The sequence below is a fragment of the Rhodoferax sp. genome, assembly GCF_030653815.1.
Taxonomy (GTDB): domain Bacteria; phylum Pseudomonadota; class Gammaproteobacteria; order Burkholderiales; family Burkholderiaceae_C; genus Rhodoferax.
Genome location: NZ_JAURYQ010000006.1, coordinates 1 through 15,289, shown reverse-complemented (window position 1 = coordinate 15,289; position 15,289 = coordinate 1). Strand labels below are relative to the sequence as shown.

The window sequence follows — 15,289 nt, the reverse complement described above, 5'->3', positions numbered from 1 at the left end:
TATTCAGGAGTGACCACCATGACCCAAAAAATCAAGCTTGCCGACTTGCCAGTGTTCGATATGGCTGAGCACCTCAAGACCGACGAAGACATCGCCAATTACTTGACGCTGGCGCTGCAAGATGACGACCCATCCGAGTTGACACATGCGCTGGGCATGATTGCCCGGGCTCGTGGCATGACCGAGGTGGCCAAAATTTCGGGGCTGACCCGAGAAGCTTTGTACAAAGCGTTGCGGCCCAATTCGCAGCCACGCTTTGACACGATCTCTCGCGTGTGCATTGCGCTGGGCGTGCGTCTGGTGGCGCAAGCAAGCCATGCACAGGGGGTTTGAGGAGGTTGGCCCTTCACCCTCTGGCGGGCAAGATAAAGCAAACCACGCTTCCTGCCTGAAATCTATTACTTTGGAAGTAGTTTAAAGATTTCACGTGCCGCCGCCACGGTTTCGGCAATGTCGGCGTCGGTGTGCGCGGCGCTGACAAAACCGGCTTCGTACAGCGCTGGCGCAATGTAGACGCCACGGTCCAGCAGGCCGTGGAACAACTGGTTGAATTTGGCGCCATCGGTTTTCATGACCTGGCTGTAGGTGCAGGGCAAGGTGTCGAGCAGATAAAAGCCCATCATGCCGCCCTCTGAGTCGCCACAAAACGCCACGCCTTCAGCCTTGGCGGCTTCGCTCAGGCCGCTGATCAGGGCGCGGGTCTTGCGGCCCAGTTCGTCATAAAAACCGGGCTTGCTGATCTCGGCCAGTGTCGCCAGGCCGCAGGCCGTGGCCACCGGGTTGCCGCTCAAGGTGCCGGCCTGATACACCGTGCCCAGCGGTGCCAGGTGTTCCATCACCGCGCGCTTGGCACCAAAGGCGGCCAGCGGCATGCCGCCACCGATCACCTTGCCCATCACCGTCATGTCGGGCTCGAAGCCGGGGATGTCCTTGGCGTAAACGCTTTGGGCGCCACCCAGCGCCACCCTGAAGCCTGTCATCACCTCGTCCAGCACCAACAGCGCGCCGTACTGGGTGCAGAGTTCGCGGCAGCGTTTCATAAACGGGACGGTGGCGCGCACAAAGTTCATGTTGCCGCAGATCGGCTCCATCATCAGGCAGGCGATTTCCTTGCCCTGCTCGGCAAACGCGGCTTCGAGCTGCTCGATGTTGTTGTACTCCAGCACCAGCGTGTGCTGCACCACCTCGGGCGGCACGCCGGCGCTGGTCGGGTTGCCAAAGGTGGCCAGGCCCGAGCCGGCTTTCACCAGCAACGCGTCAGCATGGCCGTGGTAACAACCCTCAAATTTGATGAACTTGCTGCGTCCGGTGGCACCGCGCGCCAGGCGGATGGTGCTCATGCTCGCTTCGGTGCCGGAACTCACCAGGCGCACCATGTCCATGCTTGGCATCAGTTTCAGAATGGCTTCGGCCAGTTCCACCTCACGCTCGGTCGGTGCGCCGAAGGAGAAACCTTCCAGCAGGGCTTTTTGCACGGCTTCCACCACCGCCGGGTGGCCGTGGCCCAGAATCATCGGTCCCCAGGAACCGATGTAGTCGGTGTAACGCTGGCCGTTGGCGTCCCACATGTAGGCGCCTTGCGCGCGGCTGATGAAACGCGGCGTTCCGCCGACCGCGCGAAAAGCGCGCACCGGGGAGTTGACGCCGCCCGGGATCACCTGGGCGGCGCGGGCAAACAAAGTGGCATTGCGATCAGGGGAATGGGTCATGGCTGGTATAGGGCAGAATAAGGCGATGGGTACCGGGCTTGTTTGTTGGAATCAAGCCTGGATGCGAGTGATGAGACATTCTATTGGAAGGCTTTGGACACTGTGACGCAATCAACAACCTGGATGTGCCTGATTTGTGGCTGGATTTATGACGAGCAAGCGGGCGATCCGGAGCACGGTATTGCACCGGGCACCGCCTGGCGCGACGTGCCCCTCAACTGGACCTGCCCCGAGTGCGGTGCCCGCAAGGAAGATTTCGAGATGGTTCAAATTTAAAGTGGCTGTGCGCTTGACTTCTTGACCACCGCATAACGCTGCAAGGTCTTGGCGCGGGCCTCGTCGTGGGCTACGACGGGGTGCGGGTAGGTCTGGCCCAGCACCACGCCGGCCATTTGCAGCTCCAATGGTTTGGCTGCCCAGGGCGCATGGATGGCTTTGTCTGACAGCTTGGCCAGTTGCGGCAGGTAGCGGCGGATGAACTTGCCTTGCGGGTCGAACCTTTCGCTCTGGCTCACCGGGTTGAAGATACGGAAGTAGGGTTGGGCATCACAACCGCTGGAGGCCACCCATTGCCAGCCGCCATTGTTGGCCGACAGGTCGAAGTCGTTGAGCTTTTCGGCAAAGTAGTGCTCGCCCCAGCGCCAGTCAAGCCCCAGATCTTTCACCAGAAAGCTGCCCGCCACCATGCGCAGGCGGTTGTGCATGTAGCCGGTCTGGTTGATCTGCGCCATGGCGGCGTCGACCAGCGGGTAACCGGTGCGACCCTCGCACCAAGCTGCAAACAGTTCGTTGGCCTGCCGGCCGCTTTCCCAGGCAATCGCGTCGTATTCGGGCTTGAAGGCCTGCCGCGCCACGTGCGGGAAATTGGCCAGAATGGCAAAGTAAAAGTCGCGCCACACCAGTTCGCTCAGCCACACCGTCGCGCCCGCGCTGCCTGCGGCCTGGCGCTGCAGCGCAATGCGTACCAGTTGACGGATCGACACGGTGCCAAAACGCAGGTGCACGCCCAGGTAACTCGGCCCCTTGACCGCCGGCAAGTCACGCGTGGCGTGGTAGTCGTCCATGCGCTCAAAAAAGGCTTCGAACAAGGTCTGGCCACCACTTTCGCCGGTGGGGATCTTCAGGCTGTCCAGGTTGGTCGGCTCAAAACCCAGGTCGCTCAGGCTGGGCACCGGGCGCTGGAATTCGGGCGGGCGCTCAAGCAGGCGCGGGGCCAGCGGCGCGCTGTCGTGCTGCGCCAGGTCTTCGGGCGCCACGCGTTTGAGCCAGTTGTTCTTGTAGGGCGTGAAGACGCCGTAAGGCGTGCCGGACTGGGTGAGGATATCGCGGCCTTCAAAAATGACCTGGTCCTTGCAGGTGAAAAAGGCGCAGCCCACTTGTGTCAACGCCTGGCGCACAGCCTCGTCCCGCGCCTGCGCTTGTGGCTCGTAGTCGCGCGCGGCAAATACCGCTTGGACCCGGAGGGCTGCAGCCAGCCGCGGGATCTCGTCACGGGCGACAGCATGGACCACGATCAGGCCAACACCGGCCTTGCGCTTAAGCTGGCGCAGGCCCGCGTCCAGTTCCACCAGGGATTCGCGGATAAATTCCACGCGTCGGTCCGCGCGCGGCAGCGGCGCCAGAATGTCCCGGTCGAAGACAAAAACGCAGTGCACACGCGCACATTGACGCAGCGCCAGATGCAGCGCGGCGTTGTCCACCAAGCGCAAATCGCGCCGGAACCACATCAGGCCGGTTTCAAAGTTTTGGGTCATGTTCATCGCTAGAATTGTTCCATGTCTTCTGAGCCTGCCCCCATCAACCTGGCGAATCATTTTTTGATCGCCATGCCCGGTCTGCAGGATCCGCTCTTCGGCCAAAGTGTCGTTTATCTGTGCGAGCACAGCCCCCGTGGTGCCTTGGGGCTGGTCATCAACAAACCCTGCGACATCGACCTCAAGGGTCTGTTTGAAAAGGTGGCGCTGCCTTTGAGCCGCCCCGACCTGCAGTCCGCCCCCGTTTTCTTTGGTGGCCCGGTGCAAACCGAGCGCGGCTTTGTGCTGCACGAGGCCACCTTTGCCGGTGACGATCAGCCTGAACACCCGGTTTATGCCAGCACCATGGTCATTCCTGGCGGTTTGGAGATGACCACCTCGCGCGATGTGCTGGAGGCCATCTCGACCGGCAGCGGGCCGCGCAAGCTGCTGATTTCCTTGGGATATTCATCCTGGGGTGAGGGCCAACTGGAGTCCGAACTGGGTGACAACAGCTGGCTCACGGTGGAAGCCGACGCCCGGCTGATTTTCGAGACCCCGGTGTCCGAACGTTATGCCCAGGCGCTCAGGTTGCTGGGCCTGGAGCCCTGGATGCTGGCGCCTGACGCCGGGCACGCATGAACACCCCGGCCGACAGTTCAAGCGTCGACCCACAGCCGGTGGTGCCGCCCCATCTGCAGACCTTCATGGCACTCGATTTCGGCCTCAAGCGCACCGGTTTTGCGGTCGGCAACCGCATCCTGCGAACGGCCCAGCCGCAGGGCACGATTGCCGCCGAGGGCAAGGCGCGCTTCGAGAAAGTGGCGCAGCAGCTCAAGATCTGGCAGCCTGATGCGCTGGTGGTCGGTGTGCCGTTTCACCCCGATGGCGCAGCCCACGACAACACCGTGCGCGCGCGCAAATTTGCCCGCCAATTGCATGGCCGCTTCAACTTGCCGGTCTTTGAGGTGGACGAGCGCTACACCACCACCGAGGCCCATTCCATGGGCGCGGTTGATGCCGATGCGGCCGCCGCCTGCATCATTCTGGAACAGTTTTTAAGGAGTCTTCCATGAGCACACTGGCACTCGATGCCGAGGCGCTGTATGCCGATCTGGCGCACAAGCTGGATCCCCTGCTGCAGCCCGACACGCAATTGCTGGGCATTGCCTCGGGCGGCGTCTGGCTGGCCGAGCGCCTGCGCCAGGACCTGGGCCTGGCGCAGCCGTTTGGCGTGATCTCGTCGGCCATGCACCGTGACGACTATGCGCGCCGCGGCATGACCAGCAGCGCGCAGACGCAAATCCCGTTTGACGTCAATGGCGCCCATGTGCTGCTGCTCGACGATGTGCTGTTCACCGGGCGCACGGTGCGCGCGGTGCTCAACGAACTGTTTGACTTTGGCCGTCCGGCCAGCGTCAAACTGGCGGTGCTGGTGGACCGCGGCGGCCGCGAACTGCCGATCCAGGCCGACCTGTGCAGCGCGCGCATCCACCTACCCGCCAGCCAGTCGCTGGCGCTGGTGCGTCAAGAGGACGGTCGTTTCAGCTTTAACCTGAAAGAAATCTAGCCATGCTGTACAAGCACAACCCGCAGCTCAATAAAAACGGTGAGCTGATCCATCTGCTGTCCACCGAGGGCTTGCCCAAAAGCATCCTGACCCAGGTGCTTGACACCGCCGCCAACTTTGTCTCGGTGGGCAACCGCGAGGTTAAAAAGTTGCCATTGCTGCGCGGTAAAAGTGTCTTCAACTTGTTTTTTGAAAACTCTACGCGCACCCGCACCACCTTCGAAATTGCCGCCAAGCGCCTGAGCGCCGACGTGATCAACCTTGATATTGCCAAGTCGTCGGCCGCCAAGGGGGAGTCGCTGCTCGACACCATTGCCAACCTGAGCGCCATGGCCGCCGACATTTTTGTCGTGCGCCACAGCGAGTCGGGCGCGCCCTACCTGATCGCCCAGCATGTGGCGCCGCATGTGCATGTGGTCAACGCCGGCGACGGCCGCCACGCCCACCCCACCCAGGGCCTGCTCGACATGTACACCATTCGCCACTACAAGGGCGACTTTGCCAACCTGACGGTGGCCATCGTGGGCGACGTGCTGCACTCGCGCGTGGCGCGCTCCGACATCCACGCCCTCACCACACTGGGCTGTGCCGAGGTGCGCGTGGTCGGCCCCAAGACCCTGGTGCCCTCGGACATGGCGCAGATGGGTGTGCGCGTCTGCCACACCCTCGAAGAAGGCATCAAGGACGCCGACGTGGTGATCATGCTACGCCTGCAAAACGAGCGCATGAGCGGTGCGCTGCTGCCGTCGAGCCAGGAGTTTTTCAAGAGCTTTGGCCTGACCCCGACCAAGCTGCAACTGGCCAAGCCGGACGCCATCGTGATGCACCCGGGCCCGATCAACCGCGGCGTAGAGATCGACTCGGCAGTGGTGGATGGCCGCCAGAGCGTGATCCTGCCGCAGGTGACCTTTGGCATTGCGGTGCGCATGGCGGTGATGAGCATCGTGGCCGGCAACGAAGCCTGAACTTTTTTGAGACAAACAGATGAACAAGCAAACACGTGTGCTGATTCAGGGTGGCCGGGTCATCGACCCCGCCAGTGGTCTGGACGCGCCAGCGGACGTCGCGCTGGCCAACGGGTCCGTTCTTGGCATCCAGAACATTCCCGCAGATTTTCAGCCGGAGGTGACGATCCAGGCCAAGGGCTGTCTGGTCTTGCCGGGCCTGGTGGACCTGGCCGTGCGCCTGCGCGAGCCGGGCAACGAGCACGCCCGCATGCTCGAATCCGAGATGGCGGCAGCCATGGCTGGGGGTGTGACCAGCCTGGTCTGTCAGCCCGACACCGACCCGGTGCTCGACGAGCCCGGGCTGGTCGAGATGTTGCGCTTTCGGGCTGAAAAGCTGGAGCAGGCGCGGGTCTACCCGCTGGGCGCGCTGACGCGCAACCTCAAGGGTGAAACCCTGACCGAAATGGTGATGTTGACCGACGCCGGCTGCGTGGCCTTCAGCCAGGCCGAGGTGATGCTGGGCAATATCCAGGTGCTGCAGCGCGCTTTTCAGTACGCCAGCACCTTCGGCTACGCGGTGTGGTTGCGCCCGCAAGACTATTTTCTGGGTCAGGGTGTGGCGGCCAGCGGCCCGCTGGCCACGCGCATGGGTTTGAGCGGCGTGCCGGTGATGGCCGAAACCATTGCCCTGTACACGATTTTCGAACTGATGCGCGCCACCGGGGCGCGTGTGCACCTGTGCCGCATCAGCAGCGCCGCCGGTGTGGCGCTGGTGCGCCAGGCCAAGTTGGACGGCCTGAAAGTGAGCTGCGACGTCAGCATCAACTCCCTTCATCTGACCGACGCCGACATCGGCTACTTCGACAGTCGCGCGCGCCTGAATCCGCCCTTGCGCCAGCAGCGCGACCGCGACGCGCTGCGCGCCGGTTTGCTCGATGGCAGCATCGACGCGCTGGTGTCAGACCACACACCGGTGGACGAAGATGCCAAGAACTTGCCATTCGCCGAAAGCGAGCCCGGCGCCACCGGGCTGGAACTGCTGCTGAGTCTGGCCTTCAAGTGGCACCAGGACAGCGGTGTGCCCCTGCTGCGGGCGCTGCAGGTCGTCACGGATGGCCCGGCCAAGGTGCTGGGCACGGCGCTCGGCCCCCGGCTGGGGCGCACCGGACGCCTGCAGGTGGGCGGTCTGGCCGATGTCTGTGTGTTCGACCCGCAGGCCGCCTGGACGGTGCAGGCCGACACCCTGGTCAGCCAGGGCAAACACACGCCGTTCTCGGGCTACGAGTTGCCCGGTCGTGTGCGCTGCACGCTGGTGGGCGGGCGCGTGGCGTACCAGGCGAGCTGATCCGGGGGAAAGAACTTGCCTGCGGTAAGGACGGAGCTTGGGCGGCGGGTTCTCCGAGGCTGCGCTGTGTTGTGCCAACGCTTGGCACCCCCCGATACGGTCTTTCTGTCAGCAATTTGGCGATGACTGAGTCGAGCCCATCCGTCCCGTGCGTTCAGGCCGCTGCGCAGGAGCGTCACTCGCGAAGGCATAGCCAGACTTGTTTTGCTTGGCCCGGTACATGGCTGCATCGGCGCACTTGATCAAGGCCTCTGCGGTGGTGCCATCTTTCGGGAAAATCGAGATGCCAATACTGGCGCTGACCGTGAGTTGTCCGACGCTGACGTCACACGGCAACTGAGCCGCCTTGATGATTTTTTTCGCCACAATGGCGGCGTCCTGGTTTTGTCTCATTTCCATGAGCAGGTACAAAAATTCATCGCCGCCATGGCGGCTGACCGTGTCGTCGCTGCGTGTGTTTTCAATAAGTCGTCTGGCGATCGACTGGAGGACTGCGTCGCCAACGTCGTGACCATGGGTGTCATTGATGATTTTGAACTTGTCAAGGTCCATGAACATCACGGCCAAGGTCCAGCCATTCCGTTTGGCTTGGGCAATCCCGTGCTCCAGCCGGTCATTAAAAAGCACGCGATTTGGCAATCCGGTCAGAGCGTCATGAAGAGAGGCAAGCAGAGCGTTCTCCTGCTGCTCAATGACCGCATTCAGTTTCTGTTCCAGGAGGTGTCTCTCCTTGACTTCACTTTCCAGAAAAAGATTCACCTGGGACAGTTTTTCCGACGCCACTTGCACTTTGATTTCAATCGCTTCACTTTTTTCAAGTGCCGTCGCTACCTCGTGCAATCGATTCCGGTTCGAAAACTCCTCATTGAGAGTCACGTTGACCAACGCCAGTTCAGCTGCTGACTCTTTGACCATCTCCTTGACAATTTCGCTTTCTTTCAGCGCTTGGGACAAAGACTTGGCTGCTTGGTTGCGTTCAGGCAATCTGGACGTATGTTTTGTTTTCATGGAGAGGTTCTTTTTCGCAGTCCAACACGTCGCCGAGACTGCCTTGCGCTCGCCTGATTCTGACTTACTCAAAAAAAATGGTCTGTATGGCAACGCACATTCAGCCTGCCAAAAGTAGTCAATCACACGCCACTTTTCCTGTTTGTCAAGTCATCACCAACCCATGCATTCTTCAAAAGCAAGGATGTTGCACTAACATTCCGTCTGCCCCCCGGACCAGCTCAAATAAACTCAACCAGCACGTCTCCGGTCTGCACCCGGTCACCCTGGGCCACCTTGATCTCGGCGATCACGCCCGAGACCGGGGCGGTGATGTTGGTTTCCATCTTCATGGCTTCCAGAATCAGGATGGAGTCGCCGGCGTTGATGCTGGCACCGGCTGCTGCCACCACCTTGACCACCACGCCGGACACCGGGCTGCGGCAGGCTTTGCCCTCATCCGCCACGGCCGGCGGATGGCCAGCGCTCGATGAAGCGCCTGCGGGGGCACCGGCACCGGCAGCGGCACTGCCGGTCAGCCGCGCCGAGCCCACCGGGTAAGCCGGGGGCAGGCTGGCATGGTCGGCTTCGGCCACTTCGACCTCCACTTCGAAGGTCTTGTCGTCCAGGGTGATGCGTAGTTTCACAGTAGTTCCGTTCAATGGGTATGGTGCGATGCGTGGGTGCCCATGCGGCCAACTTGGGCCCAGGCGCTGGAATGCACCAGGCGCACCTGGCGGATACGGGCACGGACTCCTAAAAAGGCCGCCACGGCAGCGGAAATGGCCAGCATGTCTTCTTCGCTTGGCGCGGCCGTCGCTGCTTTGGCCGCCTGGCGCTCCAGCACGTTGACGCGGTCTTTGAGTGCGGTCAATTCCTCGCGCAGTTGCGCGATCATGGCCAGTGTTTCCTTGTCTTGCGCTTGCATGGCGGGCTTTCTAGAGGGGCGAAAGCCCGTGTTTTTTGTGCGGCCGTGGCACCCGCTTGATCTTCAGGTATTCCAGCGCCTGGGCGATGTGGCGCCGCGTGTCCTTGGGCTCGATCACCGAGTCCACCAGCCGCTGTTCGGCCGCCACATAGGGGTTGGAGAAGGTGTCGCGGTAGTTCTGGATCAGTTCCGCGCGGCGCTGGGCCGGGTCGGCTGCTTCGGCGATTTCCTTGCGGAAAACGATTTCTGCGGCACCCTCGGCCCCCATCACCGCAATCTCGGCCGTGGGCCAGGCAAAGACCCGGTCGGCGTCGAGGTCCTTGCCACACATGGCGAGGTAGGCGCCGTCATAACTTTTGCGCAGGATCACGGTGATCTTGGGCACGGTGGCTGCCGCGTAGGCAAACAGCAGCTTGGCACCATGGCGAATGATGCCGCCGTATTCCTGCTGCACGCCGGGCATGAAGCCGGGCACATCGACCAGCGTGACGAGCGGGATGTTGAAAGCGTTGCAGAAACGGATGAAACGCGCCGCCTTGCTGGACGCATTGATGTCGAGTGCGCCAGCCAGCACCGAGGGTTGGTTGGCAATGATGCCGACCGAGCCGCCACAAATGCGCGCAAAACCCACCACGATGTTCATGGCGTGGCCGGCCTGAACTTCAAAGAAATCGCCAAAGTCGACAATCGACTCGATCACGGCGCGCATGTCGTAGCCCTTTTTGGATTCGTCGGGCAGGATGTTTTCCAGCGCCGGGTTGGCTTCCACTGAGCGGTCGCCCTCGGTCTGCGGTGGATCTTCCAGGTTGTTGGCCGGCAGGAAGCTGAGCAGTTTGTGGCACAGCGCAATGGCGTGCAAGTCATCGTCGGCAATGAAATGGATCACGCCCGAGTGCACCATGTGGGCCTCGGCACCGCCAAGTTCTTCAGCCGTGACGTCTTCGCCGGTGACCTGCTTGATGACTTGCGGCCCGGTGATGAACATCTGCGCCTGGCGCGTCTGGATGATGAAGTCGGTCAGCGCCGGGCTGTAGGCGGCACCACCGGCACAGGGACCGCAAATCAATGAGATTTGTGGCACCGCACCCGACAGCAGCACATTGGCATGAAACACCCTGCCATAACCCGACAGCGAACCAATGCCTTCCTGCACCCGCGCGCCACCCGAGTCATTGATGAACACAAAGGGCGAGCCGGTCCGCAGCGACTCTTTCATGATGTCGGCGACCTTGATTGAATGCATTTCACCCGCCGAGCCGCCGGCTACCGTGAAGTCCTGGCTGGCCAGGTGCACCAGGCGCCCGTGCACCGACGCGGCCCCGGTGACCACGCCATCGGCCGGCAGGTTTTTGCCCTGCATGCCAAAGGATGAAGCATGGTGGGTGACAAACAGTCCCACCTCGTCAAAGCTGCCTTCGTCGACCAAGGCTGCGACGCGTTCGCGGGCCGTGAGGCGGCCGCCCTGGCGCTGTTTGTCCTGTTTGTCGGCGCCGCCACCGAGGTAAGCGGCTTGCTGGCGACGATGAAGTTCGTCAATTTTTTGCTGCATGACCGTCATGGTGTGTCCTGTTTATGGCGCGATGGGGGTCACAGAGACCCGGTGTGAGCGGCCGTTGAGCTTGACGTCGTAGGTGACCGGCGCCTGGATGGAGGTGGGTGCTGAACCCGGGGCTGCGGCTGGGTCAATCGCCTTTGGCTCGCGTCCGAGCTTGAGCGGCCCTTGCGCGCGTTTCTCAAAAAAAGCCGCCGCCACCTGCGGAAACATGGCGTAGGTCAACACGTCTTCTTCGCTGCCATTGGCGCCGGACAGGGTGCTGGCCGCCGTTTGCAGACTCTCCCACTCGGGTTGCAGCAGGTCGGCGGGGCGGACCTCGATGGCGGGTTTGTGCGCTTGTGCTGCGGCCATGGCCAGTACGTCAGGGTCACGCTCGCCCGGGGTCTTGCCGTAGAAGCCCAGCATCAGGTCGGCAAACTCGCTCGACATCACCTTGTAGCGCCCCATCAGCACATTGAACACCGCCTGGGTGCCCACAATCTGGCTCGACGGCGTGACCAGCGGCGGAAAGCCGGCGTCTTCGCGCACCCGCGGCACCTCGATGAACACCTCGTTGATGCGGTCGCCGGCGTTTTGCTGCTTGAGCTGGCTTTCCATGTTGGAAATCATGCCACCCGGAATCTGGCTGTCAAAGATGTCGGTCTCGACCCCGTAGATGTTGGACATGAAGGCTTGGTAACGCGGCCGCACGGCGGCGAAATGATCCTTGATGCGGTGCAGGCAGTCCTTGTTGAGCTGGGTCTGGTAGCCGGTGCCGTCCAGCATGGCGACCAGGCTTTCGGTCGGGTTATGGCCGGGGCCCAGGCTCAGGGAACTGATGGCGGTATCGACACCGTCGGCACCGGCCTCGATGGCCTTCATCAAGGACACCAGCGTGACGCCGGTGGTGGCATGGGTATGCACATGCACACGCACGCCCTCGCCGCAACGGGTCTTGATGCCCTTGACGATGTCGTAGGCGGCCTGTGGCTTGAGCAGGGCCGCCATGTCTTTCAGGCAGATCGAGTCGCAGCCCAGTTCGACCAGGCGCTCGGCCATCTCGACAAAGGTTTCTGTGGTGTGCAGTGGGCTGACGGTGTAACAGATGGTGCCCTGGGCGTGTTTGCCGTTGCGGCGCACGGCCAGCACCGAGTGGCGGATGTTGCGGATGTCGTTGAGCGCATCAAAGACACGAAAGACATCCATGCCGTTCTCGGCGGCCTTGTCGACAAAGCGGTCCACCACACCGTCTTCGTAATGGCGGTAACCCAGCAGGTTCTGGCCGCGCAACAACATTTGCAGGCGCGAATTGGGCAGCAGGGCGCGAAAGGTGCGCAGCCGCTCCCACGGGTCTTCGTTCAGAAAACGGATGCAGGCGTCAAAGGTGGCGCCGCCCCAGCACTCCACCGACCAGTAGCCCGCCTGGTCGATGTCGGCGCAAGCCGGCACCATGTCTTCCAGCGCCATGCGGGTGGCCAGCAGGCTCTGGTGCGCATCGCGCAGGCACAACTCGGTGATGTCGATGGTCTTGGTCAATTGAAACTCATTTCTTGAAAAATTCTGTTGCTCGGAAATGACCCGGGCTTCAACGCATTGCCTTTAATACCTAGGGTAAACCCTTATTCATTCTAGCGAAGGAAGTTTGCTCTTTCCGGTCTGCTTTGTGTTCTTTGGTCAAGCGTGCTGCCGGCCGCCATGGCAGTGCACCAAATACACGCAGGGCTGCACCATTTCATCCCAAAATAAAGGCAGCAAGGTACGGCGTGGCGCGTGATGTCGCAAACTTTCAGATATTCGAACCAAAAAAGATGGCACGTGTTTTGCTAAATACTGAAGGCAAGAAGGGTGATTTGTGCACGGATGCACAAACGCTTTAGCGTAGGGGCACTAGGGTTCCGGTTGGCGAATATTGCGTTCGCACGATGTCTGGTCCGAGAGTGCTCCGGCCTCGCAAGAGGCTCCACGGAGGGATAAAAGCCCGGGAGAACGATGTACAGATCGTCTCTTCCTGCGCCTTTTTTTCACTCCAGGAGCTTTGTCATGCGTTCACCAAGTTTTTCCACCCCTGCCGTCGGCACATCGTCTTTGTTGAGCCGCCTGTTCAAACCCGCCCTGGGTTTGGCTGTGTCCCTGGCTGCTGCGTCAAGTTTTGCCGCCGGCCCCACCACCATGAAACTCGGCACCGTGGTCTGGATCGGCTACGGCCCGTTTTACGTGGCGGAAGCACTCGACCTGTACAAAAAATACAACCTGAAAGTTTCACTGCAGGTGTTCAACGACCCGGCACTGATCCCCTCAGCCATTGCCTCGGGTGCCGTTGATGGCGGCCATTTGACTTATGACCAGGTGGTGGGGCAGGTGGCTTCTGGCAACGCGCAAAAGGTGGTCATGCCCATCGACTACTCCAACGGCGGTGATGCCATCGTGGCCGACGCCAGCATCAAGACCGTGAAAGATTTCAAGGGCAAAAAAGTCGGCTTCAATCCGCTCTCGCCGTCTGACTTCTTGTTGTCGTACGCACTCAAAACCAATGGCATGACCGACAAGGATATTGTTCCCGTGAGCATGACGCCTGAGGCTGTGCCGGCTGCCATGGCCTCCGGCCAGTTGCCGATTGGCGTGACCTATGAGCCCAGCCTGTCGCAGATTCTGGGCCAGGGCGGCGGCAACAAATTCAAGGTGGTGTTTTCGTCCAAAAACGCGCCGGGTCTGATCGCCGACGTGATGGTGTTTGACGAAAAGGTCATCAAGGCCAAACCCACCGAGATCACCGGCATCATCAAGGCCTACCTGGATGGCGTGGCCTACATGAAAGCCAAGCCGGATGACGCCGCCAAGATCATTGGCAAGTTCATGGGTGTGTCTGCCAAGGAAGTCAAGGAGCAGCTCTCGGGGGTGTACAACATTCCCTTGGCCGAGATGCCCAAAGCCTTCATGAAGGCCAAGGAAACCACCTCTTACTACGCCAGCGGCGAGATCATTGGCGAACTGCTCAAGGCCAAGGGTCAGATCAAGGCCATTCCGGCGGCGGAGTCCACCTTTGACGCGCAATTTGTCACCGCATTGACCAAGAAATAAGCTTTGGTTTGACGTGTTGCAGAGCCATTGGGCAGGCCCCATGGCGTTCTGCAGCCCCTGATGTTTTGTTCAAGAGGTGTGTGATGGCGCAAATTTTTCGTTACCCAGATGGTGTGTGGCCCAACGTGGCGGCACTGGCATTTACTTTGTTGGGCTACGGGGCCGGCGTGGCCCTGCTGGGGTCTGCCTCCTGGGCACTCAATGCGCTGGGCCTGGCGCTGGTGGCGCAAACCCTGGTCTGGTCAGCCTATTTCATTCATGAGTTCGCCCACAACGCCATCTTCAAGAGCGCAGCGGCCAACGAGCGCTGGGGTAACTTGATGAGCTGGGTCAACGGCAGCTGTTACGCCAGTTTTGCCGACATGCGGCGCAAGCACATGCGCCACCATGTGGAGCGCGCCGACGTCATGACGTTCGATGTCCGTGGATTTTTGTTGCGCGCGCCAAGCTGGTTTCGCAACACGGTGCTGGCGCTGGAGTGGGCCTACTTTCCGGCAGTTGAATTTTTAATGCGCGCCTTTGTGCTGGCGCTGCCGTTTCGGGATGAGCGCAAGCACGCCGCCAGAGGCCGTATTCTGGGTGTGGCTGTCGTCCGACTGAGTGCCTTTGCCTTGCTGGGCTGGTGGTCACCCAAGGCTCTGCTGCTTTACTTTCTGGCCTATCTGGTGTTTGTCACGGTGCTGCGTTTTGCCGATTGTTTTCAACACACCTACGACGCCTATCCGATCCTGGACGACAAACCGATTCCGGACGACAAACTGCGTGACCGCGCCTACGAGCAAGCCAATACCTTCAGCAATGTGGTGGGCCTGAACCACCCCTGGCTCAACCTGCTGTGGTTGAACTTTGGTTACCACAACGCGCACCATGAGCGTCCCACGGCGCCCTGGCACCGCTTGCCGGCGTTCCACCGCGAGTTGTATGCAGACGACTACGCCCAGGTGACGCCGGTGCGTGAGTTGCTGCGCAGCTTTCACATCAACCGCGTCAAGCGCGTGCTGGCCAGCGACTACGGCCAGGTGCAGGCGCCCGGTACCCCCGGGCGTGCCGATGGTTTTCTGGGTGCGGTCGGTGTGTCTTTTCTGACGGCGGTGTGAGTTGAAATCCAGCTACGCCTTGCAAGGCAAAACGGTGGTGCTCACCGGAGCCGCGGGCGGCATTGGCCAGGGACTGGCCCAGGCCTTTGCCGCGCAGGGTGTGCGCCTGCTGCTGCTGGACCGGGTTGCGGCACCACTGCAAGCGCTCGCCGATTCGCTGGCTGGCCACGCCGAGGTGACGACGGCCGTATGTGACCTGGGCGACGACGCGCAGGTGGCCGCGCTGGCCACCCGCCTGCAAAGCCAATGGGGCAGGGTGGATGTGCTGGTCAACAACGCGGGGGTGGAATACCCCACCCCGATCGACAGCCCGGCGCCGGACGCCATGGCGCGCTGGGCGAGCCTGCTCGACAACAATGTG

Annotated in this window: 17 protein-coding genes and 1 riboswitch; of the genes, 10 read left to right on the top strand and 7 right to left on the bottom strand. The window is 61.5% G+C overall.

What is annotated here, in order from left to right; all coding sequences use genetic code 11:
- The first annotated feature begins 18 nt into the window (after nt 1-18).
- Nucleotides 19-333, top strand: a complete 315-nt coding sequence (locus Q7U49_RS01145; protein ID WP_304761914.1) for an addiction module antidote protein — start codon at nt 19-21, stop codon at nt 331-333.
- Nucleotides 334-398: 65 nt separating this feature from the next.
- Here Q7U49_RS01145 and hemL read toward each other — a convergent pair whose 3' ends face one another.
- Nucleotides 399-1,709, bottom strand: coding sequence for a glutamate-1-semialdehyde 2,1-aminomutase (gene hemL, locus Q7U49_RS01140; protein ID WP_304761913.1), 1,311 nt, complete (start codon nt 1,707-1,709; stop codon nt 399-401).
- A 123-nt stretch (nt 1,710-1,832) separates the two neighbouring features.
- Between hemL and Q7U49_RS01135 the strand changes: the two genes are divergently transcribed.
- Complete coding sequence (locus tag Q7U49_RS01135; RefSeq protein WP_296494667.1) at nt 1,833-1,985, top strand: rubredoxin; 153 nt, start codon at nt 1,833-1,835, stop codon at nt 1,983-1,985.
- On the opposite strand, the gene Q7U49_RS01130 is transcribed toward Q7U49_RS01135, so the two are convergent.
- The gene (locus Q7U49_RS01130) at nt 1,982-3,463 is read right to left on the bottom strand and encodes a deoxyribodipyrimidine photo-lyase (protein WP_304762168.1); all 1,482 of its coding nucleotides are present in this window, start codon (nt 3,461-3,463) and stop codon (nt 1,982-1,984) included. The two genes, Q7U49_RS01135 and Q7U49_RS01130, sit on opposite strands and share 4 nt — an antisense overlap.
- A 21-nt stretch (nt 3,464-3,484) precedes the next feature.
- Here Q7U49_RS01130 and Q7U49_RS01125 point away from each other — a divergent pair, with 21 nt between their 5' ends.
- The 5 genes from Q7U49_RS01125 to Q7U49_RS01105 are packed head-to-tail and all read left to right on the top strand — an operon-like array spanning nt 3,485 to nt 7,304.
- Entirely contained in the window at nt 3,485-4,084 is a 600-nt protein-coding gene (locus tag Q7U49_RS01125; RefSeq protein WP_304761912.1) for a YqgE/AlgH family protein, read from the top strand.
- Nucleotides 4,081-4,518, top strand: coding sequence for a Holliday junction resolvase RuvX (gene ruvX / locus Q7U49_RS01120; RefSeq protein ID WP_304761911.1), 438 nt, complete (start codon nt 4,081-4,083; stop codon nt 4,516-4,518). Before Q7U49_RS01125 ends, ruvX begins: the two co-directional genes overlap by 4 nt.
- Nucleotides 4,515-5,012, top strand: a complete 498-nt coding sequence (gene pyrR / locus Q7U49_RS01115) for a bifunctional pyr operon transcriptional regulator/uracil phosphoribosyltransferase PyrR (protein WP_304761910.1) — start codon at nt 4,515-4,517, stop codon at nt 5,010-5,012. Before ruvX ends, pyrR begins: the two co-directional genes overlap by 4 nt.
- Nucleotides 5,013-5,014: 2 nt before the next feature.
- Complete coding sequence (locus Q7U49_RS01110; protein WP_304761908.1) at nt 5,015-5,977, top strand: aspartate carbamoyltransferase catalytic subunit; 963 nt, start codon at nt 5,015-5,017, stop codon at nt 5,975-5,977.
- 19 nt (nt 5,978-5,996) lie between these two features.
- Nucleotides 5,997-7,304, top strand: a complete 1,308-nt coding sequence (locus tag Q7U49_RS01105) for a dihydroorotase (RefSeq protein ID WP_304761907.1) — start codon at nt 5,997-5,999, stop codon at nt 7,302-7,304.
- 108 nt (nt 7,305-7,412) lie between these two features.
- On the opposite strand, the gene Q7U49_RS01100 is transcribed toward Q7U49_RS01105, so the two are convergent.
- The 5 genes from Q7U49_RS01100 to Q7U49_RS01080 form a co-directional block, all read right to left on the bottom strand.
- Nucleotides 7,413-8,438, bottom strand: a complete 1,026-nt coding sequence (locus Q7U49_RS01100) for a GGDEF domain-containing protein (RefSeq protein WP_304761906.1) — start codon at nt 8,436-8,438, stop codon at nt 7,413-7,415.
- A 95-nt stretch (nt 8,439-8,533) separates the two neighbouring features.
- Nucleotides 8,534-8,938: a biotin/lipoyl-containing protein gene (locus Q7U49_RS01095; RefSeq protein ID WP_304761904.1), complete on the bottom strand. Its 405-nt coding sequence runs from the start codon at nt 8,936-8,938 to the stop codon at nt 8,534-8,536.
- A gap of 11 nt (nt 8,939-8,949) precedes the next feature.
- A complete protein-coding gene (locus Q7U49_RS01090; RefSeq protein WP_304761902.1) occupies nt 8,950-9,219 on the bottom strand; it encodes a hypothetical protein in 270 nt (89 codons plus the stop codon).
- A gap of 10 nt (nt 9,220-9,229) precedes the next feature.
- Nucleotides 9,230-10,768 carry an acyl-CoA carboxylase subunit beta gene (locus tag Q7U49_RS01085; protein WP_304762167.1) on the bottom strand — a complete coding sequence of 513 codons (1,539 nt, stop codon included), beginning with the start codon at nt 10,766-10,768 and terminating at the stop codon, nt 9,230-9,232.
- A 21-nt stretch (nt 10,769-10,789) separates the two neighbouring features.
- Nucleotides 10,790-12,289 (bottom strand): methylmalonyl-CoA carboxytransferase subunit 5S, encoded by a 1,500-nt coding sequence (locus Q7U49_RS01080; protein WP_304761900.1) that lies wholly within the window; start codon nt 12,287-12,289, stop codon nt 10,790-10,792.
- A gap of 340 nt (nt 12,290-12,629) precedes the next feature.
- Nucleotides 12,630-12,740, top strand: a riboswitch (guanidine-I (ykkC/yxkD leader).
- 53 nt (nt 12,741-12,793) lie between these two features.
- Between Q7U49_RS01080 and Q7U49_RS01075 the strand changes: the two genes are divergently transcribed.
- The 3 genes from Q7U49_RS01075 to Q7U49_RS01065 form a co-directional block, all read left to right on the top strand.
- The gene (locus Q7U49_RS01075; protein WP_304761899.1) at nt 12,794-13,831 is read left to right on the top strand and encodes an ABC transporter substrate-binding protein; all 1,038 of its coding nucleotides are present in this window, start codon (nt 12,794-12,796) and stop codon (nt 13,829-13,831) included.
- A gap of 83 nt (nt 13,832-13,914) precedes the next feature.
- A complete protein-coding gene (locus tag Q7U49_RS01070; RefSeq protein WP_304761897.1) occupies nt 13,915-14,928 on the top strand; it encodes a fatty acid desaturase in 1,014 nt (337 codons plus the stop codon).
- A gap of 1 nt (nt 14,929) precedes the next feature.
- The coding region (locus Q7U49_RS01065; RefSeq protein ID WP_304761895.1) for an SDR family oxidoreductase at nt 14,930-15,289 on the top strand (360 nt) is incomplete at its 3' end.